General features: G+C 66.9%; 24 protein-coding genes and 2 pseudogenes. 13 read left to right on the forward strand and 13 right to left on the reverse strand.

Going from position 1 to position 24,308, the window contains the following annotated elements; genetic code table 11:
* Positions 1–79: 79 nt before the first annotated feature.
* Complete coding sequence (locus GOALK_RS21040) at positions 80–1,279, reverse strand: acyl-CoA dehydrogenase family protein (RefSeq protein WP_006360862.1); 1,200 nt, start codon at positions 1,277–1,279, stop codon at positions 80–82.
* Positions 1,276–2,658, reverse strand: coding sequence for an LLM class flavin-dependent oxidoreductase (locus GOALK_RS21045; protein ID WP_040004405.1), 1,383 nt, complete (start codon positions 2,656–2,658; stop codon positions 1,276–1,278). The genes GOALK_RS21040 and GOALK_RS21045 overlap by 4 nt, the downstream gene beginning before the upstream one ends.
* Before the next feature lie 231 nt (positions 2,659–2,889).
* On the opposite strand from GOALK_RS21045, the gene GOALK_RS21050 reads away from it, so the two are divergent.
* Genes GOALK_RS21050 through GOALK_RS21065 form a run of 4 tightly spaced genes read left to right on the forward strand, consistent with a single transcriptional unit; the run spans position 2,890 to position 8,241 of the window.
* Positions 2,890–4,557: an ABC transporter substrate-binding protein gene (locus tag GOALK_RS21050; RefSeq protein ID WP_006360864.1), complete on the forward strand. Its 1,668-nt coding sequence runs from the start codon at positions 2,890–2,892 to the stop codon at positions 4,555–4,557.
* On the forward strand, positions 4,554–5,576 hold the full coding sequence (locus GOALK_RS21055; protein ID WP_006360865.1) for an ABC transporter permease: 1,023 nt from the start codon (positions 4,554–4,556) through the stop codon (positions 5,574–5,576). The genes GOALK_RS21050 and GOALK_RS21055 overlap by 4 nt, the downstream gene beginning before the upstream one ends.
* Complete coding sequence (locus GOALK_RS21060) at positions 5,573–6,514, forward strand: ABC transporter permease (RefSeq protein WP_040004406.1); 942 nt, start codon at positions 5,573–5,575, stop codon at positions 6,512–6,514. Before GOALK_RS21055 ends, GOALK_RS21060 begins: the two co-directional genes overlap by 4 nt.
* On the forward strand, positions 6,511–8,241 hold the full coding sequence (locus tag GOALK_RS21065) for a dipeptide ABC transporter ATP-binding protein (RefSeq protein ID WP_006360867.1): 1,731 nt from the start codon (positions 6,511–6,513) through the stop codon (positions 8,239–8,241). Before GOALK_RS21060 ends, GOALK_RS21065 begins: the two co-directional genes overlap by 4 nt.
* Positions 8,242–8,254: 13 nt before the next feature.
* Here the strand turns inward: GOALK_RS21065 and GOALK_RS21070 are convergent, their stop codons facing one another.
* Positions 8,255–8,776, reverse strand: a complete 522-nt coding sequence (locus tag GOALK_RS21070; RefSeq protein ID WP_006360868.1) for a methylated-DNA--[protein]-cysteine S-methyltransferase — start codon at positions 8,774–8,776, stop codon at positions 8,255–8,257.
* Between the two features lie 116 nt (positions 8,777–8,892).
* Here GOALK_RS21070 and GOALK_RS21075 point away from each other — a divergent pair, with 116 nt between their 5' ends.
* The 3 genes and pseudogenes from GOALK_RS21075 (at position 8,893) to GOALK_RS24755 (ending at position 9,719) form a co-directional block, all read left to right on the forward strand.
* On the forward strand, positions 8,893–9,315 hold the full coding sequence (locus GOALK_RS21075) for a nitroreductase family deazaflavin-dependent oxidoreductase (protein ID WP_006360869.1): 423 nt from the start codon (positions 8,893–8,895) through the stop codon (positions 9,313–9,315).
* A gap of 142 nt (positions 9,316–9,457) precedes the next feature.
* Positions 9,458–9,511: pseudogene (locus GOALK_RS24750) on the forward strand (phage tail protein); the annotation flags it as partial.
* An 88-nt stretch (positions 9,512–9,599) separates the two neighbouring features.
* On the forward strand, positions 9,600–9,719 hold the full coding sequence (locus GOALK_RS24755; protein WP_506256288.1) for a DUF8821 family protein: 120 nt from the start codon (positions 9,600–9,602) through the stop codon (positions 9,717–9,719).
* On the opposite strand, the gene GOALK_RS21085 is transcribed toward GOALK_RS24755, so the two are convergent.
* From GOALK_RS21085 to GOALK_RS21100, 4 genes are all read right to left on the reverse strand, one after another.
* On the reverse strand, positions 9,703–10,761 hold the full coding sequence (locus GOALK_RS21085) for a cation diffusion facilitator family transporter (RefSeq protein WP_006360870.1): 1,059 nt from the start codon (positions 10,759–10,761) through the stop codon (positions 9,703–9,705). The genes GOALK_RS24755 and GOALK_RS21085 overlap by 17 nt on opposite strands.
* Before the next feature lie 3 nt (positions 10,762–10,764).
* The gene (locus GOALK_RS21090) at positions 10,765–11,163 is read right to left on the reverse strand and encodes an ArsR/SmtB family transcription factor (protein WP_042375720.1); all 399 of its coding nucleotides are present in this window, start codon (positions 11,161–11,163) and stop codon (positions 10,765–10,767) included.
* A gap of 41 nt (positions 11,164–11,204) precedes the next feature.
* Positions 11,205–12,257, reverse strand: coding sequence for a fused (3R)-hydroxyacyl-ACP dehydratase subunits HadA/HadB (locus GOALK_RS21095; RefSeq protein ID WP_006360872.1), 1,053 nt, complete (start codon positions 12,255–12,257; stop codon positions 11,205–11,207).
* Between the two features lie 83 nt (positions 12,258–12,340).
* Positions 12,341–13,612 carry an oxygenase MpaB family protein gene (locus tag GOALK_RS21100; RefSeq protein WP_006360873.1) on the reverse strand — a complete coding sequence of 424 codons (1,272 nt, stop codon included), beginning with the start codon at positions 13,610–13,612 and terminating at the stop codon, positions 12,341–12,343.
* A 139-nt stretch (positions 13,613–13,751) separates the two neighbouring features.
* Between GOALK_RS21100 and GOALK_RS21105 the strand changes: the two genes are divergently transcribed.
* A complete protein-coding gene (locus GOALK_RS21105; protein WP_006360874.1) occupies positions 13,752–14,399 on the forward strand; it encodes an MBL fold metallo-hydrolase in 648 nt (215 codons plus the stop codon).
* A 100-nt stretch (positions 14,400–14,499) separates the two neighbouring features.
* Positions 14,500–16,098 (forward strand): HNH endonuclease signature motif containing protein, encoded by a 1,599-nt coding sequence (locus GOALK_RS21110; RefSeq protein ID WP_006360875.1) that lies wholly within the window; start codon positions 14,500–14,502, stop codon positions 16,096–16,098.
* A gap of 33 nt (positions 16,099–16,131) precedes the next feature.
* Here GOALK_RS21110 and poxB read toward each other — a convergent pair whose 3' ends face one another.
* On the reverse strand, positions 16,132–17,868 hold the full coding sequence (gene poxB / locus GOALK_RS21115) for a ubiquinone-dependent pyruvate dehydrogenase (RefSeq protein ID WP_006360876.1): 1,737 nt from the start codon (positions 17,866–17,868) through the stop codon (positions 16,132–16,134).
* A 160-nt stretch (positions 17,869–18,028) separates the two neighbouring features.
* Here poxB and GOALK_RS24395 point away from each other — a divergent pair.
* Both GOALK_RS24395 and GOALK_RS21120 read left to right on the forward strand, forming a co-directional pair.
* A pseudogene (locus GOALK_RS24395) lies at positions 18,029–18,162 on the forward strand (LLM class flavin-dependent oxidoreductase); the annotation flags it as partial.
* 219 nt (positions 18,163–18,381) lie between these two features.
* Positions 18,382–18,798 (forward strand): DUF7715 family protein, encoded by a 417-nt coding sequence (locus tag GOALK_RS21120; RefSeq protein ID WP_006360877.1) that lies wholly within the window; start codon positions 18,382–18,384, stop codon positions 18,796–18,798.
* A gap of 84 nt (positions 18,799–18,882) precedes the next feature.
* Here GOALK_RS21120 and GOALK_RS21125 read toward each other — a convergent pair whose 3' ends face one another.
* Positions 18,883–19,737, reverse strand: a complete 855-nt coding sequence (locus GOALK_RS21125; protein ID WP_006360878.1) for an SDR family NAD(P)-dependent oxidoreductase — start codon at positions 19,735–19,737, stop codon at positions 18,883–18,885.
* 165 nt (positions 19,738–19,902) lie between these two features.
* On the opposite strand from GOALK_RS21125, the gene GOALK_RS21130 reads away from it, so the two are divergent.
* A complete protein-coding gene (locus GOALK_RS21130) occupies positions 19,903–20,784 on the forward strand; it encodes a helix-turn-helix transcriptional regulator (RefSeq protein WP_035752272.1) in 882 nt (293 codons plus the stop codon).
* Here GOALK_RS21130 and GOALK_RS21135 read toward each other — a convergent pair.
* Entirely contained in the window at positions 20,742–21,365 is a 624-nt protein-coding gene (locus GOALK_RS21135; RefSeq protein WP_006360880.1) for a maleylpyruvate isomerase family mycothiol-dependent enzyme, read from the reverse strand. The genes GOALK_RS21130 and GOALK_RS21135 overlap by 43 nt on opposite strands.
* 72 nt (positions 21,366–21,437) lie before the next feature.
* Here GOALK_RS21135 and GOALK_RS21140 point away from each other — a divergent pair, with 72 nt between their 5' ends.
* Entirely contained in the window at positions 21,438–21,875 is a 438-nt protein-coding gene (locus GOALK_RS21140) for a MarR family winged helix-turn-helix transcriptional regulator (protein WP_006360881.1), read from the forward strand.
* 95 nt (positions 21,876–21,970) lie between these two features.
* On the opposite strand, the gene GOALK_RS21145 is transcribed toward GOALK_RS21140, so the two are convergent.
* From GOALK_RS21145 to GOALK_RS21155, 3 genes are read right to left on the reverse strand one after another with little or no spacing between them, the layout of a single operon-like run.
* The gene (locus tag GOALK_RS21145; protein WP_035752275.1) at positions 21,971–22,774 is read right to left on the reverse strand and encodes an ABC transporter permease; all 804 of its coding nucleotides are present in this window, start codon (positions 22,772–22,774) and stop codon (positions 21,971–21,973) included.
* The gene (locus GOALK_RS21150; RefSeq protein WP_006360883.1) at positions 22,774–23,757 is read right to left on the reverse strand and encodes a daunorubicin resistance protein DrrA family ABC transporter ATP-binding protein; all 984 of its coding nucleotides are present in this window, start codon (positions 23,755–23,757) and stop codon (positions 22,774–22,776) included. Before GOALK_RS21150 ends, GOALK_RS21145 begins: the two co-directional genes overlap by 1 nt.
* The gene (locus GOALK_RS21155) at positions 23,754–24,266 is read right to left on the reverse strand and encodes a GbsR/MarR family transcriptional regulator (RefSeq protein WP_006360884.1); all 513 of its coding nucleotides are present in this window, start codon (positions 24,264–24,266) and stop codon (positions 23,754–23,756) included. The genes GOALK_RS21150 and GOALK_RS21155 overlap by 4 nt, the downstream gene beginning before the upstream one ends.
* Positions 24,267–24,308: the final 42 nt, after the last annotated feature.

A 24,308-nucleotide genomic window follows, 5' to 3' on the forward strand; every position in this document is an offset into this window, starting at 1 on the left:
CGAGGTTCGTCGCTATGGCTCCTCACACCGCAGGGAGCGAGGGATTGTTGCTGCCGTTCCCTCTCTTGCAGGCAAGATGTCAGAAGTACCCGTTCGCCGGGAGGGGAGTGCCGTTGACCAGCAGGTCACCGAGCGCGATCGCCTTGTATGACGTCGGGTTGTGCAGCGTGACCGTGCGGATGTTGCGCCAGTGCCGATCCAGGTTCTTGGCCCGGCTGGCCGACGACGCGCCGCCGACGTCGAACAGATCGGCGGCAGCACGCAACCCGACGCGGTCGACGTGGACCTTCACTCGCGCGGCCGCCGTGGATGCCCGGACGAACAGGTCCGGCTCGATCACGCCGCTGCGTGCCGGCGCGAACGCCTCCTCGATCGTCCGTGCGGCATCGAGGACCGCGGCCCGCGCGACGTGGGCGGCCGCGTCGATCTCACCGACGGTGCCGAGCAGCACGGGGTCGTGGCGCGGCGACTCGGCGGGCGCGTGTTCGAAGGTCCGCGTCCGTGACCGCAGGAGTGCGGTCGCATCGTCGCTGACCGACAACAGGATTCCGGTGATCAGCGCCTGTAGGTAGAGCTGCAGGAACGGTCCGTCGTTGGCGATCGCGGCGGTCGACGCCGGGTCGGTGAAGGCCAGGATGTCGTCGGCGGTCACCCGGACGCTGTCCAAGGTGGTGGTGCCGGTACCGGTACGGTTCTGTCCGATCCCGTCCCAGTCGTCGACGATGGTGACGCCGTCGCGGTCGACGGGCAGGACGATCCGAGCGACCTGACCGTCGAACTCGCCGCCGCGAACCGTCGCGGTGACCGACACGAAGTCCGAGAATGCGGTGCCGGTGCTGTAGAACTTGGCCCCGGTCAGCAACCACCCGCCGTCGACCGCACGCAGTTCGGTCTGGAACGAGAGCGAACCCGCGCTGCCGGTGCGTTCACTGGTCGCGTTGCCGAACACCCTGCCCGCCGCGATCTCTGCGACCCAGCGGTCGCGGACGGGGCCGTCGGGGAACCGGCGGATCTGCTCGACGAACCAGAAGTGCGCCCGCAGGATGTGGGCGACGATCGGATCGGCACGGGCGAGATCGATGAGGAAATCGAACAGCTCGGGGGCGCCGGCACCGGGGCCGGACGACTCGTCGAGAGCCACAGCGGTCAAACCGGATTCACTCAGCAATCGCACCTGGGCGTGCGGGTCGATGCCGGTCAGTTCGCGCACGGCGGCATCGGCTGCGATCTCGGACAGGATCGTCGAACGATCGGAGACGACGCGGGTCAGGACACTCATGCCGGCACCTCGACCTTCTCGGCGAACGCGCCGCGGTACGCCGCGGCGGGATGCGTGTCCGGAAGGGTGTCCCGGCCGGTCAGCTTGCGCCGGCTCGTGCCCGGCGCGTATTCGTGCTGGGCAAGTCCGCGCTCTCGCAGCACCGGCAGGACATGCTCGGCGAACTCGATGTAGCTGTTCGGGATCGTCGCGTTGATGACGTTGATGCCCCCGACGCCGGCGTCGCGCCATTCCGCCAGTCGATCGGCGATCTGCTCCGGCGTGCCGACGACGCGTCCGCTGCGGCTACGCAGTTCGGCCAGGTCGCGGACGGTCGGCTCACGATCGGGTACGGCCTCGCGCAGCCACAGCAGCGTGCTCTGCGTGCCCTCGGTCTTTATCTCGCCGATCGGGGTGTCGAGGTCGTAAAACCCGAGATCGAAGCCGAGACCACCCGCCGAGTGGGCGATGATCGTGCTCGGGTCGATGTACTCATCGAGCTCGGCAGCCTTCCGCCGTGCCTCCTCCTCGGTGCTCCCGATGACGAACGAAAGACCCTGGAAGAATTGGATGTCCTGCGGATCGCGACCTGCCCCGGCGGCCAAACGACGGGTGTCTTCGACGAGGCCCTTGGCCGCCTGCGGTGCGGGCGACACGATGAACTGCGCCTCGGCATTCTGTGCGGCGAACCGACGGCCCGTGGGCGACGAGCCGGCCTGGAACAGCACCGGTGTGCGTTGCGGCGACGGTGCGACCAGATGCGGTCCCTCGACGCGGTAACGGTCGCCGACGTGATGGATCTTGTGGACCTTGTCGAAATCGGCGTGGATGCCACGGACCTTGTCCTGGATGAGGGCACCGTCATCCCAACTGCCCTCCCAGAGCTTGTAGACGACATCGACGTACTCCTCGGCCCACGCGTAGCGGTCGTCGTGCGCGGTGATGCCGTCGTATCCGAAGTTGCGCCAGGCGTTTTGGGAAAGGCTGGTGACGATGTTCCACGCGATGCGTCCGTTGGAGGCGTGATCGAGCGTGGAGATCTTGCGGGCGAAATCGAAGGGGTGTTCCTGCAGGATCGAACTGGTGATGGCGATGCCCAGGTTCTCGGTGTGTGACGCGAGCGCGGAGGCGAGAACCAGCGGATCGTTGCTCGGGATCTGCAGGCCGGTGTCGACGAACTTCTTCCAGTCGCCCTGGTAATCGTCGTAGAGTCCGACGACGTCAGCGAAGAAGATGAAATCGAATCTGGCCTCTTCCAGCGTCTTTGCGAGGTCGATCCAGTGCTGGAGGGAGTTGAAGTCCGTCTGTCGCGCATCGGGGGCACGCCACGCCCCGTGCAGGATGTGGGACGTCGTGTTCATCACAAATGCGGCGAAACGCAAGGGTTTTGGCTCTGACACCCGGACGACGGTACTTTCGCCCCTCGATCCGTGCGTCCTTGTGCTCAGGGTGAATCCAATGACTGACGTCGACGGCGTCGATCGCTACCGTACGAGCTGACCGCGGGTCATCACTGCTGATTCAGCGTGCCGCGACATCGGCGCCGACCCGCCGACCCCCGTGGTCCGAGCTTGTTCTTCTGCTTTCCATCACTGTCGAATCACGACTCTCGATATCGAGGAGTACCTGGCGTGTTCAGATCTGTCCGTTCCAGACGGACCCGAGCCCTACTGGCAGTCGGCCTGTCGGCCGCTGCGCTGCTGTCGGCGTGCGGGGGGCGCCCGGCCACCGGAGACGGAACGTCGACGGGCGTGCCCGCGGCGGCCGGTGACTACGTCGACGGCGGCGTCATCGAATACGGGCATGAGCAGGAACCGCCGTGCATCCACGGCGGCTGGGTCCAGAACGCCTATCTCGCACGGCAGTACCTCGACAACCTCGTCTCGCTCGACGACAACGGGACACCGGTGCCGTGGCTGGCGACCAGCTGGGAGATCTCTCCCGACCGCAAGACCTACACCTTCCGCCTCAAGCCCGATGTGAAGTTCAGCGACGGAACCGATCTCGACGCAACCGCGGTGAAGACCAACTTCGACAAGTACCTCGATCCGGACGCTCCCAACGGAACGGTCATGGCCTACATCGGACAGTACTACGCCGGCGGCGAGGTTCTCGATCGCAATACCTACGCGCTGCATCTGAAGCGGCCGTACAGTCCGCTGCTGACGGTTCTCACCCAGGGGTACTTCGGGATTCAGTCGCCGACCGCTCTCGCGCGCGGGAAGAAGGAGAACTGCTCGAAACCCGTCGGGTCCGGTCCGTTCATCATCGAGCGCTGGGATCGTAACCGCAGCATCACCTTTGTGCGGAACCCGGACTACAACTCGGCGCCCGCCAACGCGAAGCACCAGGGGCCGGCCTACGTCGACAAGGTGATCTGGAAGTTCCTCAAGGACCCGGTGCTGCGGTACGGTTCGCTGACCAGCGGATCGTCCGACGTCATCTACAACGTCCCGGCCATCAACTGGGCCGACGCGACAACGCGGTTCCAGACCAAGCAGTATGTGACGCCGGGACGTCCAAACGCGATCACGCTCAACGTCGATCACGCACCGTTCGACGACGTCCGCGTGCGTCAGGCGTTCGCCTACTCGGCAGATCGTGAAAAGGCCGTGGAGACCGCGTTTCTCGGTGTCGTGCCGTTCAACTCGAACGGCGCGCTGAGCCAGAGCACCCCCGACTATGACCCGGCCGCAGGCGCCTACGCCCGTGATCCGGCCAAGGCGAACGCGCTGCTCGACCAGGCCGGTTGGACCGCGCGCGACTCCGACGGCATACGCACCAAGGACGGTCGACGTCTCATCGCACGTGTCGTCTACGCGGCCGACGCCATCGTCGGACCCGAGGGGGCGGCGATCCTGCAGAACATCGCCTACCAGGCGCGCGACGTCGGGTTCGACATCGAACTCGTCCCGGCGACGCAGAGCGAGTACTTCGGCGGCAACTACGCAAAGGCACCCACCTACGACGCCTACGTCGGGTATTGGACGAGTCCGACCCCGGGGCTGCTCCACATCAACTGGCGTCAGCGTCTGGAGGATTCGCCCAACCCGCACAACACGGCCTACTACAACGACCCGATCCTGCAGGGCTTCATCGAGAAGGCCAACAGTTCGGCGGACCCGGCGGAGCAGCGCGAGTTCTACAGCAAGGCCCAGAAGCTGATCGGCGACCAGGCGCTGTCGATCGGCCTGTACACACAGACGACCTCGATCGCGGCCAACCCCAAGCTGCACGACGTGTGGGTCGAGAAGTCCCAAGGTGAACCGGTGTTCGCGGATGCGAGGTTTGTTCGATGACCATTCAGGTCGACAAGACGAGGATCATCGACCCGGAGTCGGCGACCGATCCGGCCCGGAGTCGACGCCGTGGGGGTTCTGCGGTGTGGCTGCGGTGGCTGGGCAAACTCGGCTCGGCCGTGTTCGTGCTGTGGGCGGCTGCGACGATCACGTTTCTCCTGCAGGTGCTCGCACCCGGTGACCGCGCGACGCTGCTGCTGAACCTGTCGTCCGGGGAGAGTCGCGAGCGCACCCCCGACGAACTGGGGCCGGTCAACGAGCAGTTCGGGTTCACCGACTCGATCTGGCAGCAGTACCTGCACTACCTACAGGGTCTGCTGCGCGGTGACCTCGGGACGTCGTACCAGCTGAGTGAACCCGTCACCGAGGTGATCGCCGCGCAGCTGGGTCCCACACTCGTGCTGACCATCAGCGCCCTGATCGTGGCCTGGTTGCTGGTCCTGGTGACCACGACGCTGACCGCCGGCCGCCGCGGCCCGGGCGGAGCGTTCGGTGCCCTGCTCGAGACCGTGAGCGCCGGACTGCCGCAGTACTGGCTGGGGTCGATCCTGCTGGTGGTTTTCGCGATCAATCTCGCCTGGTTCCCGGTCGAGAGTGGTGACTCGTTGCGCGGACTGGTCCTGCCGGTGCTCACGCTGGCGATACCGCTGGCCGGATTCCTGGGCAGCATCGCTCGCGACGAGTTCGCCCGGACACTTGACCAGCCGTTCGTTCTCACCGCGCGGAGCCGTGGTCTCGGCGACCTGGCGGTTCGTGCTCGACATGTCCTGCGACACTCGGTCATTCCCGCTGTCACCGTCTCCGGTTGGGCCATGGGTGCGCTGCTCTCGGGTGCGGTCATCGCCGAGACCGTGTTCGCCCGCGCTGGTATCGGACAGACCCTCGTCGCAGCCGCCAGCTCGCGCGACGTCCCACTGGTCAGCGGCATCGTCGTGCTCGTCGCCGCGATCTACACGGTCGCCAACCTGCTGGTCGACTTCCTCTACACCGTCATCGACCCCCGGATCGAGGTCCCGTGACCATCCAGAAACCGTCCGCCGGGACGGCACCCGACGCGGCGTCGTCTGACTCGACGTCATCCCACAGGACCTCGTCGATCAAGACCTCACGAAGCACGGTCACCGCGCTCCCGGAGGCGTCGCGCCGGCCGTGGGCGCTGCCACCCACCTTGATCGCCGCGTTCGGCTTCCTCGTCCTGCTGCTCCTGGCAGCGGTCGTGCCGGGGCTGATCGCTCCGTACGACCCGCTCGCCATCGATCTCGATGTGACGCTGTCACCGCCGACGTGGGCGCATCCGTTCGGTACCGACCTGTCGGGCCGAGATCTTCTGAGCCGGATCATCTTCGGCACCAAGCAGTCCCTCGCGATCGGCCTCGGCGCGGTGGCGGTGGCACTCGTCCTCGCCGTGGTGCTGGGAATCACCGCCGGTCTGTCTGGACGGATCGCGCAGGCCCTCGCCAATCGGTGGATCGATGTGCTGTTCGCCTTCCCGACGATCCTGCTCGGACTCCTGCTGACCTCGGTGTTCGGCCCAGGGCCGTACACGCTGATCTTCGCGATCGGGATCGGCATCGCCCCGGGATATGCGCGGATCATCCGCGGCCAGGTCCTGACGGTCCGAAATGCCGCCTACATCGAGGCGGCGACGGCGCTCGGGCACTCGCGGACGCGAATCCTCCTGCAGCACATCGCTCCCAACGCGCTGCGGCCGATGATCGTCACCGCGACACTGGGTATCGGTCAGGCGATCATCTGGGCGTCGGGGCTGGCCTACCTCGGTCTCGGCGTTGCGCCCCCGTCGCCCGAGTGGGGCGCCCTGCTCGACGCCGGACGCACCTACATCACCGTGGCCTGGTGGCTCGAGATCTTCCCCGGTCTCGTCATCGTGATCACCGCCCTGGCATTCACCACCGTGGGACGCCACCTCGGCGCCCGTCTGGAAGGAACCACCCGATGACCGTAGTCGCGACTCCCCTCGAGGACCGGACCGACGACGTCGCCGACCCCACCGGCACCGACGACTCGACGGCCCCACTCGCCGAGATCCGGGACCTGCACGTGTCCTTCGGCGGCCGCGAGGTGGTCAGGGGCGTCTCGTTCTCGGTGAGCGCCGGCGAATGCCTCGCGATCGTCGGAGAATCCGGGTCGGGCAAGTCGGTCACCGCACGCACGCTCATCGGGCTCACCGGTGAGGGCGCCCGTATCAGCGCCGAGACAATCGCTTTCGACGGTGGGTCGCTGCTCGGGTACAAGGACCGGGACTGGCGCCGTCTGCGCGGCCGGGACATCGGATTCGTCCTCCAGGACGCCCTGGTGTCGCTGGATCAGCTGCGCACCGTCGGCAGCGAGATCGGGGAGGCCCTGACCGCCCATTCAGACTCCCGTGGCGGCGGTCTCTTCCGGAATCGATCACCGCGCCGACGCGCCGAACGCGACGAGAAGATCGAAGAACTGTTGACCCTGGTCGGGGTTCCCGAGCCCGGAGTCCGTGCAGCGCAGCGCCCGCACGAGCTCTCCGGTGGTCTCCGTCAGCGCGCGCTGATCGCGTCGGCTCTCGCGCAGGACCCGAAGCTGCTCATCGCGGACGAACCGACCACCGCCCTCGACGCCACCGTCCAGGCCCAGATCCTCGACGTCCTCGGCGAGGCCAAGGATCGTGGCAACGGCGTCATCCTCATCTCCCACGACCTCGCGGTCGTCGCACGTCTCGCCGACCGCGTCGCGGTGATGCGGCACGGTGAGATCGTCGAGTACGGCTCCACCGACGACGTGCTGCGCAATCCCACCCACGACTACACGAAGAGCTTGCTCGCGTCGGTGCCGTCGCGCACCTCCAAGGGCACGCTCCTGACGAGCGGTGAGACGCTCCCGGAGACCCTCGTGCCATCGCATACCGAGGCGCCGCCCGCGCTGCGTGTCCGGGATCTCCGAAAGTCGTTCGACAGCAAGGACAAGACGGCACGACCGGCGGTGCGCGGCGTGAGTTTCGACGTCCTGCCCGGTAAGACACTGGGCATCGTCGGCGAATCCGGATCGGGCAAGACGACCACCGCCCGCATGGTCCTCGGGCTCACGACCCCGGACACCGGGACCGTCGAGCTGAACGGGCGACCGTGGAGCGCATTGTCCGATGTCCGACGACGCGCGAACCGTCACCAGATTTCCGTCATCTACCAGGACCCGCTCAGCTCGTTCGATCCCCGCTGGAACGTCGAACGCATCCTGCGCGACAGCCTGCGTTCGCGGAATCTGCGCGGCACAGCACTCGACGACCGCATCTCCGAGTTGCTCGACAGCGTCGGACTGTCGGACGCGTTCCGCCGGCGTCACCCGCTGCACCTGTCCGGCGGGCAGCGACAACGAGTCGCCATCGCCCGTGCGCTGGCTCCGGAACCGTCGGTGATCGTGTGCGACGAACCGGTGTCGGCTCTCGACGTCTCGATCCAGGCCCGCATCCTCGACCTGCTCGCGATGTTGCAGGTGGAAACCGGTGTCTCGCTGGTCTTCATCTCGCACGATCTCGGGGTCATCCACCACGTCGCCGACGACATCCTGGTGATGCGCGGGGGAGAGGTCGTCGAATACGGCGAGGCCGATCGCGTCTTCGGCAGCCCGGAGCATCCCTACACGCGGGAACTGCTCGCCGCGGTTCCGACGATCGGTGACGGGGAGCCCATCGCGTGAGACCACGCCCCGCTCAGAACAGCGTCGGCGGGAGCGCACCTTCGAATTCGAGGAGCCATCGTTTGGTCGCCGGACCTTCCCCGGTGAGGCCGCCGGAGAAACCGCCCAGGCCGTCGCCCGCGACGACGCGGTGGCACGGGATCAGCAGGGGGACCGGGTTGACGCCCATGATCGAGCCGACGCTACGCGCCGGGATGCCGGCGCCACTCATTGTCGCGAGCTCCCCGTAGGTGACGGTCGCGCCATACGGGACGTCACGGTGGAGGGCGTTCAGGACCGCACAGGCCGCTCCGGACACCCCGGAGAGATCGATCGGGAGATCGAACGTGGTCGACGAGCCGTCGAAGTAGGCGTGGAGCTGACCGACCGCCTCGACGAGGAGTGGTTCCGTCGGTGCCCCATCTCCTGGCTCGGGTGTCTCCCGCCAGGCGACACGAACGATTGCCCGTCCGTTTCCGGTGATCGTGACCGGGCCGACCGGAGTCGAGACGGTGGCCGTCGACGTGGGGTCGCGGTCTACCCGAGGTGAGGTCATGGGTCTGCCCTTCGCGAGCGTGCGAACCCACGGTAACCGGCCACCCCGACATTCATGGCAGTGTCCGGAGCCGTGCTCGCGGGAATAAGCGCGGACTCTGCGGCGTTTCCGAGCCCATGAGTGCCAACGCTGAATTGAGTCCTGAAGGCTGGGTCCGCGAGCAGACCGAGAAGATCCTGGAGCAGGGCACCACCGACGGGGTCCAGGTCATGGACCGCCCGATCGTCCTGTTCACCACCACCGGTGCGAAGTCCGGCAAGAAGCGGTACGTCCCGTTGATGCGGGTGGAGGAGAACGGCAAGTACGCGATGGTCGCCTCCAAGGGCGGCGCCCCCGAACATCCCGCCTGGTACTTCAACGTCAAGGCCAACCCGCACGTCACCGTGCAGGACGGCACCGAGATCAAGGAACTCACCGCGCGCGAGATCAGTGGCGACGAGCGCGCTCACTGGTGGGAGCTCGCGGTGGCGGCGTTCCCTCCCTACGCCGAGTACCAGACCAAGACCGACCGAGAGATCCCGGTCTTCATCCTGGAGTGATCCTTCTGCAGCCCGCAGGCACCAGAGCCCCCCACGACGTCGGGGGCTCTGGTGTTGTGGCCACCGAGTGTGCGTCAGCGAAGCGGGAGTGGGCATGAGACACGTCGTCGATTTCACGAACGTCTCCACGCAGGGCGACATGATGATCGCCTCACGTCCGCTCGAGGTCAGCGACTTCGAGGTCGACGGCCTCCACGTGTCGTACGTGTTCTACGACTCGGGACTCGCGATCAACGTCGTGTACAGCATCGACCCGGCTATCAAAACGCGCCGTCGGCTTCACACTGTCCGACGGCACGGACGTCCCCGCGGAACTCGAATCGAGGCTCGAGTTCGCGCGCCAGAAGTCGAAACTCGCCGGCACCATCCGCGGGTCGTACTTCGTCATCAAGGGTGAGTACTGACCGCGCTCTCATGATCGTCGTGTGCGGGATAAGCATGGATCAGAGCGCCGGCGAGTTTCGGAACGGCGTGGGTCAGTTCGTGTTCGGCGTCGTGCGCGATGGAGTGCGCCTCGGTCAGCCGTAGATTCGGGTCGACGTCGAGTTCGGCGTCGACATGGAGACGGTGGCCGATCCAACGCATGCGGACGCTCCGGACGGCGAGCACTCCCGGACGTTCGGCGAGGGTTCTCTCCGCGGTCTCGACCAGGGCCGGGTCCACGCCGTCGAGGAGGCGGCGGAAGACGTCGCGCGCTGCCGTGCGGAGCACCGCGAGGATGGCGACGGTGATCAGCAGGCCGATGATCGGGTCAGCGAGTGGAATCCCGAGTGCCACGCCGGCTGCGCTGAGCAGCACCGCCAGCGACGTGAAACCGTCTGTGCGCGCATGGAGTCCGTCGGCGACGAGTGCGGCCGAGCCGATGCGTCGGCCGACCCGGATGCGGTAGAGCGCCACCCACTCGTTGCCGATGAAGCCGACGAGTCCGGCCAGTGCCACCCATCCGACGTGGTCGATGGGGCGGGGATCGACGAGTCGGCCCACGGCCTCGTATCCGGCGATCACGGCCGACAGCGCGATCATCGCGACGACGAACAGACCGGCCAGGTCCTCGACCCGTCCGAACCCGTAGGTGTAGCGGCGAGTGGCACGCCGGGTGCCCATCGCGAACGCGATCCAGAGCGGTAGCGCGGTGAGCGCATCCGAGAAGTTGTGAATCGTGTCCGCGGCCAGCGCTATCGAGCCCGATGCGGCGACGATCCCGGCCTGCGCCACCGCGGTGACGCCCAGGACCACCAGGCTGATCTTCACGGCCCGGATACCCGCTCGCGACGATTCGAGCGCCGAGTCGAGGCTGTCGGCGGCGTCGTGGGAATGAGGCGCGAAGATCTCGCGTACGACTCCGGCGAGTCCGCGGCGGTGCGAGTGGCCGTGGTCGTGCGAATGGCCGTGGGCATGGTCATGCGGGTGATCGTGTGAATCCTGTTCACGGCGAAGGTGCGTCATCGCTCAGGCCTCCCGCTCGGTGTCGTGATCGACGGCGCGCAGAGCGGCGTCACCACGATGGTGCGGCGGCACACCCGGCCCGGCGTGCTCGGCGTTGAAGACCGCATCGGTGACGAGCCGTCGGACGTGCTCGTTCTCTAGGGAGTAGTGGATGGTGGTCCCGGCGCGTCGGGTCCGGACGAGCCGCGCCATCCGGAGCTTGGCGAGGTGCTGTGACACCGAAGGCCCGGGCTTGCCGACCACTTCTGCGAGTTCGCTGACCGACATCTCGGTGTCGGCCAGCGCCCATAGCAATTGGATACGGGTCGGATCGGCAAGCATCCGGAAGACCTCGACCACCAATCGCACCTGGTCCTCCGCGATGGGAGGGTGGGCGTTCGGTGAATGCTTATCTGCATTCATATGCAGATAGTAGCGGGTTCCGATGAGGGGCGGAACCGGCGTCAGGAGAAGCGGATGTTCATGGTCGCGAGGCCGAACACCTTTCGGCCGCCCGACTTCGCGACGATGATGACGACGCCGGTCCGGGTCTCCGGGTCCAGCGACTTGATGCGTCCGCTGAACTCGATCTCGCCACCGTCGACGGCCGACACGGGAACGGTCTGCGACAGGCGGACCGAGTAGCGAGTGACAGCGCCGGGGTCGCCGGACCACGACGCGACGAATGCTGCACCGAGACCCATGGTGAACATTCCGTGGGCGATGACGTCGGGCAGGCCGGCGAGCCTGGCCACGGCTTCGTCCCAGTGGATCGGGTTGGCGTCGCCGGCGACACCGCCGTAGTTGACGAGGTCGCCGCGGGAGATGCGGGCGGTGTGGATCGGCAGTTCGTCGCCGACCGACAGATCGTCGAAGGAGCGGGCGCCGGACGGGCGCGTCGCGCCGTCGGCGACGCGGATCTCGCCTTCGGGCCGGACGGTCTTCTCGTACAGGTGGTGGGTGTCCTCGTGGCTGAAGATGTTGACGTCGTGCATCATCACCTTGCGTACCGCGGCGCTGAGGCCCGGATCGACCTCTTCGGCGGTCACGCCCACGACGGTGGTGTGCATCGTGTGCACCTTCTCGCCCGCGGCGTCGGTCATGGTGTTGGTCACCGTGATCAGTTCGCGGCCCGCGACCTTGCGCACGCCCGACAGTTCGACGTCGGTGACGAGCTCGTCGCCGGCGACGATCGGCCGGTGCTGTTCGAAGGCCTGCTCGGTCTGCACGTAGGTGTCGTAGCCGACGATCACGGACTCGAACAGCTCGCGGTTCGCCGCCATCGCCGGGATGGAGGTGAACGTCAGCGGCGCGACGAGTCCCGAATACCCGAGTGCGGCAGCAGCTTCGGGCTCCCAGTGGGCGGGGTGGTAGTCCTGCACCGCGCGGGCGTACTCGCGGACCTTCTCGCGTCCCACCTCATAGGAGCCGTCGAGGACGTAGTAGTGGCCGACGCGCGTCTCGAGGTCTGGCGCCTCGCCGGCTGCCGTCGGTTCCGTGATCGGGGGTTGGGTCATTTTGACAACGCTAATCGCGCGGGTTCCGTCGGCAAAACCGTGGTCGGTGTCCTGTCACGTACTCGACCGTGTCGGATGGAAGGTCACCGTCGCAATCCCTTGCCGTGCGCGAACTCCGCGGGGCGTCCCGAGGACTGCCAGGCGTGCCAGTTCTCCCGGTGCCGGCACATCACCTTCTCGTGCAGCCGACGGAACGTCGGGGAGATCCGGCGCAGCGTCTCGACGAGCGTCACGGCCGGCAACCGCAGGAGGATCAGTGCGAGTCCCGGGATCGGGTTGGGCATGTCGTAGCGGAAGCGCGTCGTCGGCATCATGTAGATCGTCGAGTAGGCGGCGTACATCATGGCGTTGTACTTGCCGCGGATGCGCTCGAGGCCCGTCGCGCTCTCGTTGGCGAACGCGGCCGGGAACGATTCGATGAGTTCGGCGCCGTCGGCGCCGGCGTCGTAGCTGCGGGTGGTGTTGACGAGGGCCAGCAATCGCAGTGAGTCGGCGATGGTCTCGGGGAACCACTGGGTCCGCACGCCGAGGAGGTGCCCGAGGTAGCGCTGGTAGTGCAGCAGCACCCGGATCTCTCGGGGTGTGGTCTGGACCCCGGTCAGCCACAGCGCCGACGCCGGCACGACGCTGCCGCCGAGCAGGGTCAGCAGCTGATACGACTGGCTGATCGGCTCGCCCCACCGTTCGACGTCCCACTCGGGGTGCTTCGCGACGGTGCGTCGGACCCACACATGCATCACGCGGACCCGCATCGCCGTCGCCCGGCCGGCTGATCCCGGGGTGAGCAGCGCGCCGGGCTGGGACACGTCGATCCAGAAACGGGAGGTCTCCAGGAATCGGCGCAGCGCGTTGTCGCCGGCATATCCGCCTGCCAGTGACAACGGCTTGGCGACCGCGGCCTCGGTGTACATCTCGAGAGTGATCCCACCGGCGACACTGAACAGGCCGGTACCCCAGCGGCGCCAGATCGCCTCACCCTCGGCGATGAGATGCGGATCGACCCAGTCGGGAACGGTCTCGAACTCCTCGAACAGTTCGACGAGTGCGGGCGGCGGGTTCTCGACGCTGTCGAGTCCGTCGGTCAGGGCCTTGTCCAGCAGTGTGCGCGCGGCTTCGGGGCCGAGCGTGCCGTAGACCTCGTCGACGAACCGCTCGGCCACGGGATCGGTGCGGAACATGTCCTCGGCGAAGGTGTGCAGGTGTTCGGGCTCGGGGTAGAGGTCCTTGCCGGTGACCTTGCGGACGAGGGCGCGCGTACGCCGGAGCTTTCGGTTCGACATCGCGGCGTCGTAGCTGACGGCCCTCGGGAAGCCGGGGGCGTCGTCGATCGGTCGACTCGGCAGCACTGCGGACACGGGAACCCCCAACTGTTTGAGACGAATCGAATCATGTGTATCACTCGAGGGTTGACCAGCGCACGTTCGCCCTTGACCTGAAGTTCACTTGAAGTTGCACGGTGGGGGCGGAGCCGTCACCACTCAACGAGGAGATCCGATGCGACAGGTGCTACCCGACCTCTGGGAGACAACGACCGACAACCCGTTCCCCGGTCTCACCACCCATGCGTATCTGTGGACGTCCGACCGCAACGCGCTGTTCTACTCGATGGCATCGGATGCCGAGTTCGACGATCTGGAGAAGCTGGGCGGTGTCGACGACCAGTACCTGTCCCATCAGGACGAGGCCGGCCCGATTCTCGGTCGTGTCGAAGACCGGTTCGGGGCGACGCTGCACGCGCCCGCTCCCGAGGCCGAGCGGATCGGCCGCTTTGCGCGCGTGGACATCGCGGTCGCGGAACGGTACGTCGACGACAACGGGGTCGAGGTGATCCCGACTCCGGGGCACACGCCCGGCAGCACGTGCTACCTGGTGCCTGGTGATGACGGTCTTCGGTACCTTTTCACCGGGGACACCCTGTATCTGAGCGCATCCGGGGAATGGGCCGCCGGATACCTACCGTTCAGCAATGCGAATACCCTCGCGGAGAGCCTGCATCTGCTGGCGACCCTCGCTCCCGACGTGGTCATCTCGAGCGCATTCGCCGGGGAGTCGGCGGTGAATCAGGTTGCCGCGCAGGACTGGTCGGGCTACATCGAGCAGGCGCTCGAAAGATTGGCAATCGCGTCCGGAACAACACGTTGATGTGCGGGTGATCTGCTGGTGAAGCCTGTGGAGCTTTCCTGCGTGACGACGGATTCGTGTGTAACATCGAACATGCATTCGAACCGCGGAATCTTGGGGGGTGACCGTCGTGGCCGTTGCTGCAACTGTCGACGCCGCCGACCCGGCACCCTCTGACGCGGTCGCGATCATCGAGCAGATGCACGCCCTCACCGACCGGTTGCAGAATGTTGACCTCTCTCGATTGTCCGATGTCGAGGTCGACCAGGTGGCCGCCGAGAACGAGCGTCTGATCGCCCGCCTGACCTACGCCGGCAACCAGCAGATCGTCGAGGTCGAGAACCGCAGCCTGGCCCGAAAGACCGGTCACCGCAGCATCATCCAGTACATGCAACACCGCCTGCGGATCGCCTTCCCCGGCCGACGCCACGCCGAGGTGAAAGCCACCGCCACCTACACCGACCTCACCACCGGACAACCACTCGAACCCGAACTGCCGACGCTCGCCCGAGAATTGGCCGACGGCCGGGTGGGGTCTGCCCACGTTCATGCGGTGATGGACGTCGTGGACCAGATCCCACATGCCGTCCCACACGATGTGCGCGCCGCCGCCGAGCAAACCCTGGCCGAATACGCCGCCACGCTCACGCCCGCCGAGATCGGTCAGGTCGGTGCCCGACTGCTGGCACACCTCGACCCCGACGGAACCCTCACCGACCACGACGACCGCGTACGCCGCCGCAACCTGCAGGTGAACCGGCAACGCGCCGACGGGACCTCCAAACTCATCGCCAACCTCACCCCTCTGGCGCGGGCGCGGATCATGACTTTCCTGGCCGTCTGGGCCCGACCGGGCATGAACAACCCCACCGATCCCGAATCGCCGTGCGGTTCGATCGAGGACGCCGACCCCGAGGTGGTCGCGGCAGCAGCCGACCGCGACCACCGCACCCCCGCACAGCGCAATCACGACGCCCTCAACGCACTGCTGGAAGCGGTGTTCGACGACGGAATGCTCGGCAAGACCCACCGAGGCCTGCCGGTCCAGCTGATCGCCAAAGCCGAGCTCGACGACCTCATCCGCGAAACCGGGTCCGCCACCAGCGCCGACGGCACCCTGATCCCCATCGCAGACCTCATCGCCATCGGCGCCGACGTGCAGCCCTGGTTGGCGGTGTTCAGAGACGCCACCGCGGTCCCGCTGTACTTCGGACGCGGCAAACGACTCGCCACCATGGAACAGCGGCTCGTCTCGTTTGCCAGACCTGACGGCGAGATGTGCTCCAACCCGGACTGCGACATGCCCACCACACACGTGGAAATGCATCACGCCCACACCGATTGGGGTGATGGCGGATTCACCGACATCGACAATCTCACTCCGGCCTGCACCCGCCACCACCACATGGTCGGTGACCAACCCGGTCAATACTCGACCCGGATGATCGCCGACGGCGCCGACGAAGGCAGATGTGTCTGGCAGTTGAACGCCGAACCAGGGGCGCCACCCAACCCCGAACGCATCAACCGGCGACCCGACATAGCCGGACGGTTCCGCGAAGTCCTCACCGACATTCGTGACGCCATCCACGGACAACTCGAACCGTTGTCCGTCGATGCACCACGCCCACAACTACGGCAGGTCATCGATCTGCAGGAGGCGTCACCCGCCGAACTCGCCATTGCCTCGGTGTTGCTGAATGCTGCCTACCTGAACTGAGACGGCCTGCCGAGTATCCAGAACTGGTGGCAGTCAGTCGAACAGTCGCCGGAACACGTTGGTCTCGGCGAGATCGACCAGCTCGTCGCCCCGGCCCGACAACACGGTGCGGAGGGCGTAGAGCGTGAATCCCTTGGCCTGGGCGGCAGTTACCGTCGGCGGGATCGAGAGCTCCTGGCGGGCGGTTGTGACATCGAGTAGCGCCGGTCCGTCGTGGGCCAGGAATTCGTCGATGGCCCCGGCGAGATCGTCGGGCTGCTCGACCTTGCGTCCGCGTATCCCGACGGCCTCGGCGAGTTTCGCGAAGTCGGGGTTCTCCAGATCTGTCCCGTAGTTGACGAACCCGGCCGCTTTCATCTCCACCTCGACGAAGTTCAGTGAGGAGTTGTTGTAGACGACGATCTTCACCGGCAGTTTGTTCTGGGTGATGGTCAACAGCTCGCCGAGCAGCATCGCGAGTCCGCCGTCGCCGGCGAGTGCGATGACCTGGCGCCCGGGGAAGGCGGTCTGCGCACCGATGGCCTGCGAGACCGCATTCGCCATCGACCCATGGGTGAACGAACCGATCAGGCGGCGGGCGCCGTTCATCACCAGATAGCGCGCCGCCCACACGACCGGGGAGCCGACGTCGGGGATGAACACGGCATCCGCACCGGCCTTCTCACTGATCAGCCGGGTGAGGTACTGCGGGTGGATGGGTGCCCGGTTGCGGTCGTTGTCGGCCAGTTCGTCCAGACGTCGACGCGCCTTGGTGTAGTGCGCGAGAGAGGACGTCAGGTGTTCCGGATCGCGGCCGGTCGAGACCAGCGGGATCAACGCGCGCACGGTGTCGCCGACGTCTCCGACCAGCGGTACGTCGACCGGGCACCGGCGGCCGATCTGCTCGCCGCGGATGTCGACCTGGATGATGGTCGCCTTCGACGGGTAGAACTGCTCGTACGGGAAGTCGGTGCCCAGCATCAGCAGGGTGTCGCATTTCTCGATTGCGCGATAGCCCGACGAAAAGCCCAGCAGCCCGGTCATTCCGACGTCGTAGGGATTGTCGTACTCGATGAACTCCTTGCCGCGCAACGCATGCACGACCGGTGCTTGTAGTGTGCGGGCCAGTTCGACGACCTCATCGTGGGCGCCCTGCACGCCGGCGCCCGCGAGGATGGTGACGCGCTGGGCGGCGTTCAGGGTGTCCGCGGTGCGCGTCAGGTCGGCATCGGTGGGCCGCACGACGCGCCGAACCTGCCGGATCGGGGCTCCCGCACGGCGTTTGGGGCACGGCTTGAGGAACAGCTCGCCGGGGATCACGAGCACCGCCACGTCGCGTCGCTCGACCGCGGTCCGCAACGCCACATCGAGCAGTCGCGGCATCTGGTCGGGGGTGCTGACCATCTCGCAGAATGCGCTGCACTCACGGAAGAGCTGTTCGGGGTGGGTCTCCTGGAAGTAACCGCTGCCGATCTCGGGGCCGGGGATGTGGGCGGCGATGGCGAGCACCGGGACGCGGCTGCGATGGGCGTCGAAGAGTCCGTTGATCAGGTGGAGGTTGCCGGGACCGCAACTGCCCACGCAGACCGCGAGTTCGCCGGTGAGAGCAGCCTCGGCGGAGGCAGCGAAAGCAGCGGCTTCCTCGTGGCGGACATGCTCCCAGGTGATGGCCTCGGCGCTGCGTAGGGCGTCGGTGAGACCGTTGAGGGAATCGCCCGGAAGCCCGTATACACGCTGCACTCCGGAACGATCGAGCTCTTCGACGATCCTCTCGGCGACTGTTGTCGACATGGCGATCCATTCGGTCGAGTCCGTGTGAACCCCGACTATAGACGCGACGCCAGCGGTACCGACCTGGTTCAACTTTCGTGCGCGATGATTCGCGGCGTGGCGTTCGGTTTCGCCGATGACACCAGCTGTCCGGCACAGCGCGGTGAACCACTGCAGAGACTCCGTCGACCTCCTCAGCGGCGGACGCCTCAATCCCGGCGTCGCCGTGAGTGTTTCGATGCGCTACGACGATTTCAGGCCCCACTCCACCCGGAAACCCATGACATCGAGAACTTCTCCAAGGATCGCGTCGTCCCAGGGTCTCGTCGTCATCCCACGGACTCGGCGACCTCGCCCGACGACTCGGACCTGTGCTGGCGGGGTAGCCCCGGCGCCTGTGGATGCCGCCGGGCTGTGGATGGCGTCGTCGGCCACGACGCTTCTCGTCGGGGTCCGTCGTCACAGTGGATCGCACCACGCCGGGCGGCGTGGGCCTCGTGTTCTGCGAGGTGGATCGACACACGGGAGTCGCTCATGAAAGTCCTGACCGCCACCTCCTCCGGTGCCACCCGAGAGGATGACTTCTGCCACGCCGTCGAGGGCGAGATCGTGCTGCCGTCGGTGGTGTGCGATTCCCGGACCTGCGGATGCGACCGCGCGTTCGGCGGACTCAACTCTCACCAGGCCACCACGACGATCATGGTCCGCGACCTCGACCTGACCGTCGAGGATCTGGTGGCGGCCGCCTTCGGATATCTGGAGTCCGCAGGATGGGCCGATCTGCTCAGGTCCGATGTCGTGCCCGAAGAGCCGGCGGACCCGGTTGCGGCATACGCCCTCGAGCTGCTGGTGCCGACGCTGGTGCTGGCCGCGCAACTCGATCCCGGAGTCATCATCCGGGTCGCCTACAACCGCAGAGCCGACGCGTGGGAGTACGCCGTGGCGAGCTGATCACCACGCCTGCTCGCCGGCAGACAGTATTTCGGTGATGCGTCCTCGGTCGAGGTCGCATCACCGAAACGAAGTCCCATGGACTCAGCCCTGGTGATCCGAGGTCACCGCGAGGTCCTTCGCGGCGTCGAACTCTGCCCGGAGAGTGTTCAGCCGGGCGTCGGCGAACTCGAGTGAGTCCGAACCCAGGAGCTGGTGCAGCGGCGCGTCGCCCTCCACGGCGACGGTGATGATGGCCGCCGCGGCGCGGACCGGATCGCCCAGCTGGGTGCCGGGCATGGCCTGGTGTGCCCGGGTCATCTCGCGGATGGCGGGATAGGCGTCGACCGTGGACTCGGGCAGACCCAGCGAGGTGGCACGCAGGAAGTCGGTCCGCAGGTACCCGGGTTCGATCAGGTTGACCGAAATGTCGAAGTCGGCGATCTCGGCGGCGAGCGACTCGGTGAGGCCCTCCAGTGCGAACTTGCCTGCGCTGTACAGGCCCCAACCGGGGAACGTGGTCAGGCCGAGGATCGACGACACGTTGATGATGTGGCCACCGCGGCGTGCCCGCATCTGGGGGAGCGTTGCCCGCAGCACGTTCCAGACCCCGAAGATCTGAACGTCGAACATGTCGCGGGCCTCGGCGTCGGTGACCTCCTCGACTGCGGCGAGGAAGCCGTAGCCCGCATTGTTGACCACCACGTCGATGCCGCCGAACCGATCGTGCGTGGCCGCGACCGCAGCGGTGACCTCGGCTTCGTCGGCGAGCGACACCTGCAGGGGGAGAAAGTGACTCGTGTCGATGCCGGCGAGGGCCTCGGTCAGTCGATCCGTCGAGCGTGTGGTGGCGGCGACGTTGTCACCGCGCTGCAGCAGTTGCGTGACCAGCTCCAGGCCGAGGCCGCGCGAGGCGCCGGTGACGAACCAGGTGGCCGGACGATCGGTGGGGTAGCTCATGATTGCCTCCTGTGTGCTCCGGCTCGTCTCTCGAACCGGTGGCACCAGAATCGCGCCGCGAAAGGCCCTGTGGGACGTCATAACTGATCACGTCGAACCCAGGACCGCGCAACCTGGGATTGAGAGACCCAGGCACGGTCCGCACCGGACGCGCATGATGTGGTCATGGCCGATCTGAATCGAGAACTCGCGGATTTCCTCCGCCGTGCTCGGGCCGCGCGCGATCCGCAACAGGCCGGCCTCCCCGATGACGGGCGGGTTCGCCGCGTCAAGGGACTGCGGCGCGAAGAGGTGGCCGTGCTCGCCGGGGTGTCCACCGACTACTACACGCGTCTCGAGCAGGGCCGGCGCATCGTCCCGTCGACGCAGGTCATCGACGCGGTCGCGCGTGCCCTCGGGCTCGACGACGTGGGGCGTACCCACCTGCATGACCTCGTCTCGGCGACGCGGACTTCGCGGGCGGCTGTACGGTCGCGTTCAGCGGTGCAGCGCGTGCGACCCGGACTGCGCCGGTTGCTCGACTCACTCGACGCGCATCCCGCGCTGGTCCTCGGCCGCCGGACCGAAGTGCTGGCGGCCAACCGGATGGCGTGTGCGTTGTTCGCCGACTTCGAGCGCATGCCCGGACGCGAACGGAACTACGCCCGCTGGATGCTGCTCTCCGACGACGCGCGCAGCCTCTTCGTGGACTGGGAGGTGCAGGCCCGCAACGCAGTAGAGGCGCTCCGGCTCGAGGCCGGACGCGCGCCGGAGGATCGCGACCTCATCGAACTGGTCGGGGAGCTGTCGGTGTCGAGTCCGGAGTTCCGGCGGTGGTGGTCGGAACATCAGGTCCACCAGCGGACCTTCGGTTCGAAGCGACTCGTCCACCCGGTCGTCGGCGACCTCACCGTCGATTACGAGACCTTCGAGTTGCCCGGAGACAACGAACAGGCCCTCTACATCTACACGACCGAGCCGGGATCGTCGTCCCGCCAAGCGATCGCGATCCTGGCGAGCTGGAGTCAGCCCGCGCGCGAACCGGAGTCCGAACCATCGGACGGCTGAGGTGCACTCGCCGGGACGCGCCCGCTGAAGCACATCAGGATGTCGCGGATCGGAGCCTCGACGACCTGACCCGACCCGGCTGCGAAGTCGACGTCGGTGGCCTCGAACCGGAGCCCGCGGTTGCGGCGTCGGGCGAAGAACGGGAAGGCGACATCCCAGATCTCCTGTGCCGCGGCCGCGGCGGCGTCGACCGGCATCGGTCGATCGATCCCGAGCGGAACGGCGATGTCCTGGCCGTGGAGGAGGGAATCGATGAGGGGCGCCCGCTCGTTGGTCGCGAACGGGTGACGTCGTGAGCCGACCATCGCGCGGAGTTTGTCCGCGGCCTCGCGCGGTGGTGTCTGATCGCGGACGGCCATCTCGCGGATCATCGTGTTGAACCGGAAGCCGTACCGAACGGCTGCCGGGATGACCTGGCGGGCGCCCGCGTGTGATTGGGTGAGATGCACTGCAACGTCGCGGACCGTCCATCCGGCACAGAGCGACGGTGTCGCGAGTTGTTCTTCGGACAGGGATTCGATCAGTGCGGCGAGGTCGATCCGCTGCTCGTCGATGTGCTTCCACAGGGTGTCACTGTCCATGACGGGCTCCCGTTCCGAATTAGTCAGGGTGCCTGACCATATTAGTCAGGAATCCGTACTAACGTCAACGGCGTGACCGACGAACGACCGGCCCTAGGCGTCCTGATGTTCGTGGCCCACCGGTCCATCGAACGGCGGGTCATGGCACGGCTCGCCGCCGTCGGGGCCGACGACATCACCCTCGCGCAGAGTCGCGTGGTGCAACGGCTCGCGCCCGAGCCGATGCGGCTGACCGACCTCGCCGAGCAGGCGGGCGTCACCAAGCAGACCGCCGGTGGCATCGTTGACCAGCTCGAAGCCGCGGGATACCTCGTCCGCGTCCCCGACCCGTCGGACCGCCGGGCCCGGCTGGTGACTCTCAGCGACCGTGGCGTCGAGCTGTGTGAGATCGCGGCGCGGGAGGTCGAGGCCATCGAACAGGAGTGGCGCGATCACCTGGGTGCCGACGACTTCGCGGCTCTGGAGAAGTCGTTGATGCGCCTGCGTGAGGTCACTGACCCCTATCGCTGAAGTAGATCTCGTCGCGCCGACGGTCTCGATCGCGGCGGCGATCAGGTCGTCGGGCAACCACTCCGGGATCATGATCATGAGTGTCCGGTCATCGGCTAGGAGGTGATGGCCCGGCGTTCGTAGGTGCGCAGGGCGAGTCCGTACGATACCGCGCCGATCCCCAGGCTCCAGGCGATCGCGGCGATCACACTGCTCGTGGAAACCGTTGCGGCGGTGAGGGCTCCTCGGAGAACCTCGATCACCGGGGTGAACGGCTGGTACTCGGCGAACTGTTTGACGCCGACGGGCAACGAGTCGGCGGGAACGAAACCCGTGCTGAGGAACGGCATGATCGTCAGGAACATCGGCGAGTTGCTTGCGGTTTCGACGGTGTCCGCGGCGAGGCCCAGGTAGATCGCGAGCCAGATCAGGGCAATCGAGAACAACCCGGTGATGCCCAGGGCTCCGAGCCACCCGAGTGGGTCGACGTTGGGGCGGAAGCCGAGGGCGATCGCCACCGCGAGAACGACCGCGATGCTGAACAGCGCCTGGATGAGGCTGGCCAGGACATGTCCGACGAGCACCGATGACCGTCCGATGTCCATGGTGCGGAAGCGGTTGATGATCCCCGAGGTCATGTCCATCGCGACGACGATTGCCGAGCCTTGCACGGCTGACGCGATCGTCACCAGGATGATGCCGGGGACGACGTAGTCGAGGTATGCGGCGCGCCCGGTGGCCCCGCCGGACGTGGTCATCCCGGCGCCGAGCTGCCCGCCGAAGACGAAGACGAACAGCAGCAGGAACACCACCGGCAGACCCACCAGCATGATGGTCAGCGACGGGTACTTGACGAGCCGCCGGAGGTTGCGGCGCAACATGACCCGGGAGTCGGACACGGCATAGGTGAGTGTGCTCATCACGCGGCTCCGGACGTGTCGGCGTCGGTCTCGACGGGTTCCTCGGCCGGCGCACCGGTGAGGGCGAAGAAGACGTCGTCGAGGGTGGGGGTGTGGACGTGGACGTCGGCAACCTCCACGTCCGCAGCGTCGAGCAGATTGAGTGTGGTGCGGATGGTGGACACCGTGTCGTCGGTGGCGATGTCGAGCCGGTGTGACTCGACGATCGGCCGTGCGGAGGGGAGCAGCCGTCGGGCGGAGTCGAAGGCTTCGTCGTCGGGGAACGTGAGACGCACCTCGGAATCGTGCACCCGCTTCTTCAGTTCCGCCGCAGTGCCTTCGGCGACGATGTGGCCGTGATCGAGCACGGCGATGCGATCGGCGAGCTGGTCGGCTTCCTCCAGGTACTGGGTGGTGAGGAAGATCGTGACCCCGTCTCCGGCGAGGCCGGTGATGATGTCCCACAACACCCGTCGGCTTCGCGGGTCGAGCCCGGTCGTCGGCTCGTCGAGGAAGATGACGCGCGGGGTGGACACGAGGGTCATCGCGAGGTCGAGGCGGCGGCGCATGCCGCCGGAGTAGGTCGACACCGCCCGGTCCGCGGCGCCGGTGAGGTCGAACTGTTCGAGCAGATCGTCTGCGCGCCGCCGGCCGGCCGCACGTCCGAGGTGACGGAGATCTGCCATGAGGGTCAGGTTCTCGCGGCCGGTGAACAGGTCGTCGATGGCGACGTACTGGCCGGTGACTCCGATGATCGATCGCACCGCGCGGGCATCGGTCACCGTGTCGTGGCCGTCGATGGTCACACTGCCGGAGTCGGCGGGGAACAGTGTCGAGGCGATGCTCACCGTCGTCGTCTTGCCCGAACCGTTGGGCCCCAGCAGTGCGGTCACCGAACCGGCTGGAACAGTCAGATCGATACCGCTCAGAACCTGGTGCTCGCCATAGCTTTTCGCCAGTCCGCGGATGAGGATCTCGGCGCCGGTGGTCTCTCTGTGGGTCATGACCGTGTGCCCTCCGGCGGGGAGGCCGGGATCTCGCCGGCCGCGATGAGCACCTCGCGTTCCTTCTGCCATTCGGCGTACAGGGCCGGGATGCGGTTGGTGAGGAACTCGGTGAACGCCGCGATCTCACTCAGGACCGCGCGACGTTCCGGCGGGGCGTCGCGGAGGACCTCGAGTCCCTCGCGTGCGAGCGCCCCCAGTTCCTCGTACTCGGCGTTGTCCATCCCGAGGCCGCGTGCCGACGTGATGTCGATCGAGATGCGATCCATCCGTTCACCGGCCGCGCGCGACCGCTTCACCTGGCCCACGGACTCCAACGTCGTGATGGCGTTGGTGATCGCCGAGCGACTCGCCAGCAGGGCGTCGCTCAGTTCGGCGATCGTCGGGGCGGGCGGCTCGCACACCGCCAGATAGCCGAGAACGCGACCGACCATCGGCGGATAGCTGTACCGGCGCGCACAGAACCGCGCCATGTGATCGGCGAACGTCAGCTGGGCGTCGAGTGCCATGCATCACAGTGTGCGCGCATGACTGAGATGACACAAATATGT

The organism is Gordonia alkanivorans NBRC 16433, from assembly GCF_000225505.1.
Lineage (GTDB): Bacteria > Actinomycetota > Actinomycetes > Mycobacteriales > Mycobacteriaceae > Gordonia > Gordonia alkanivorans.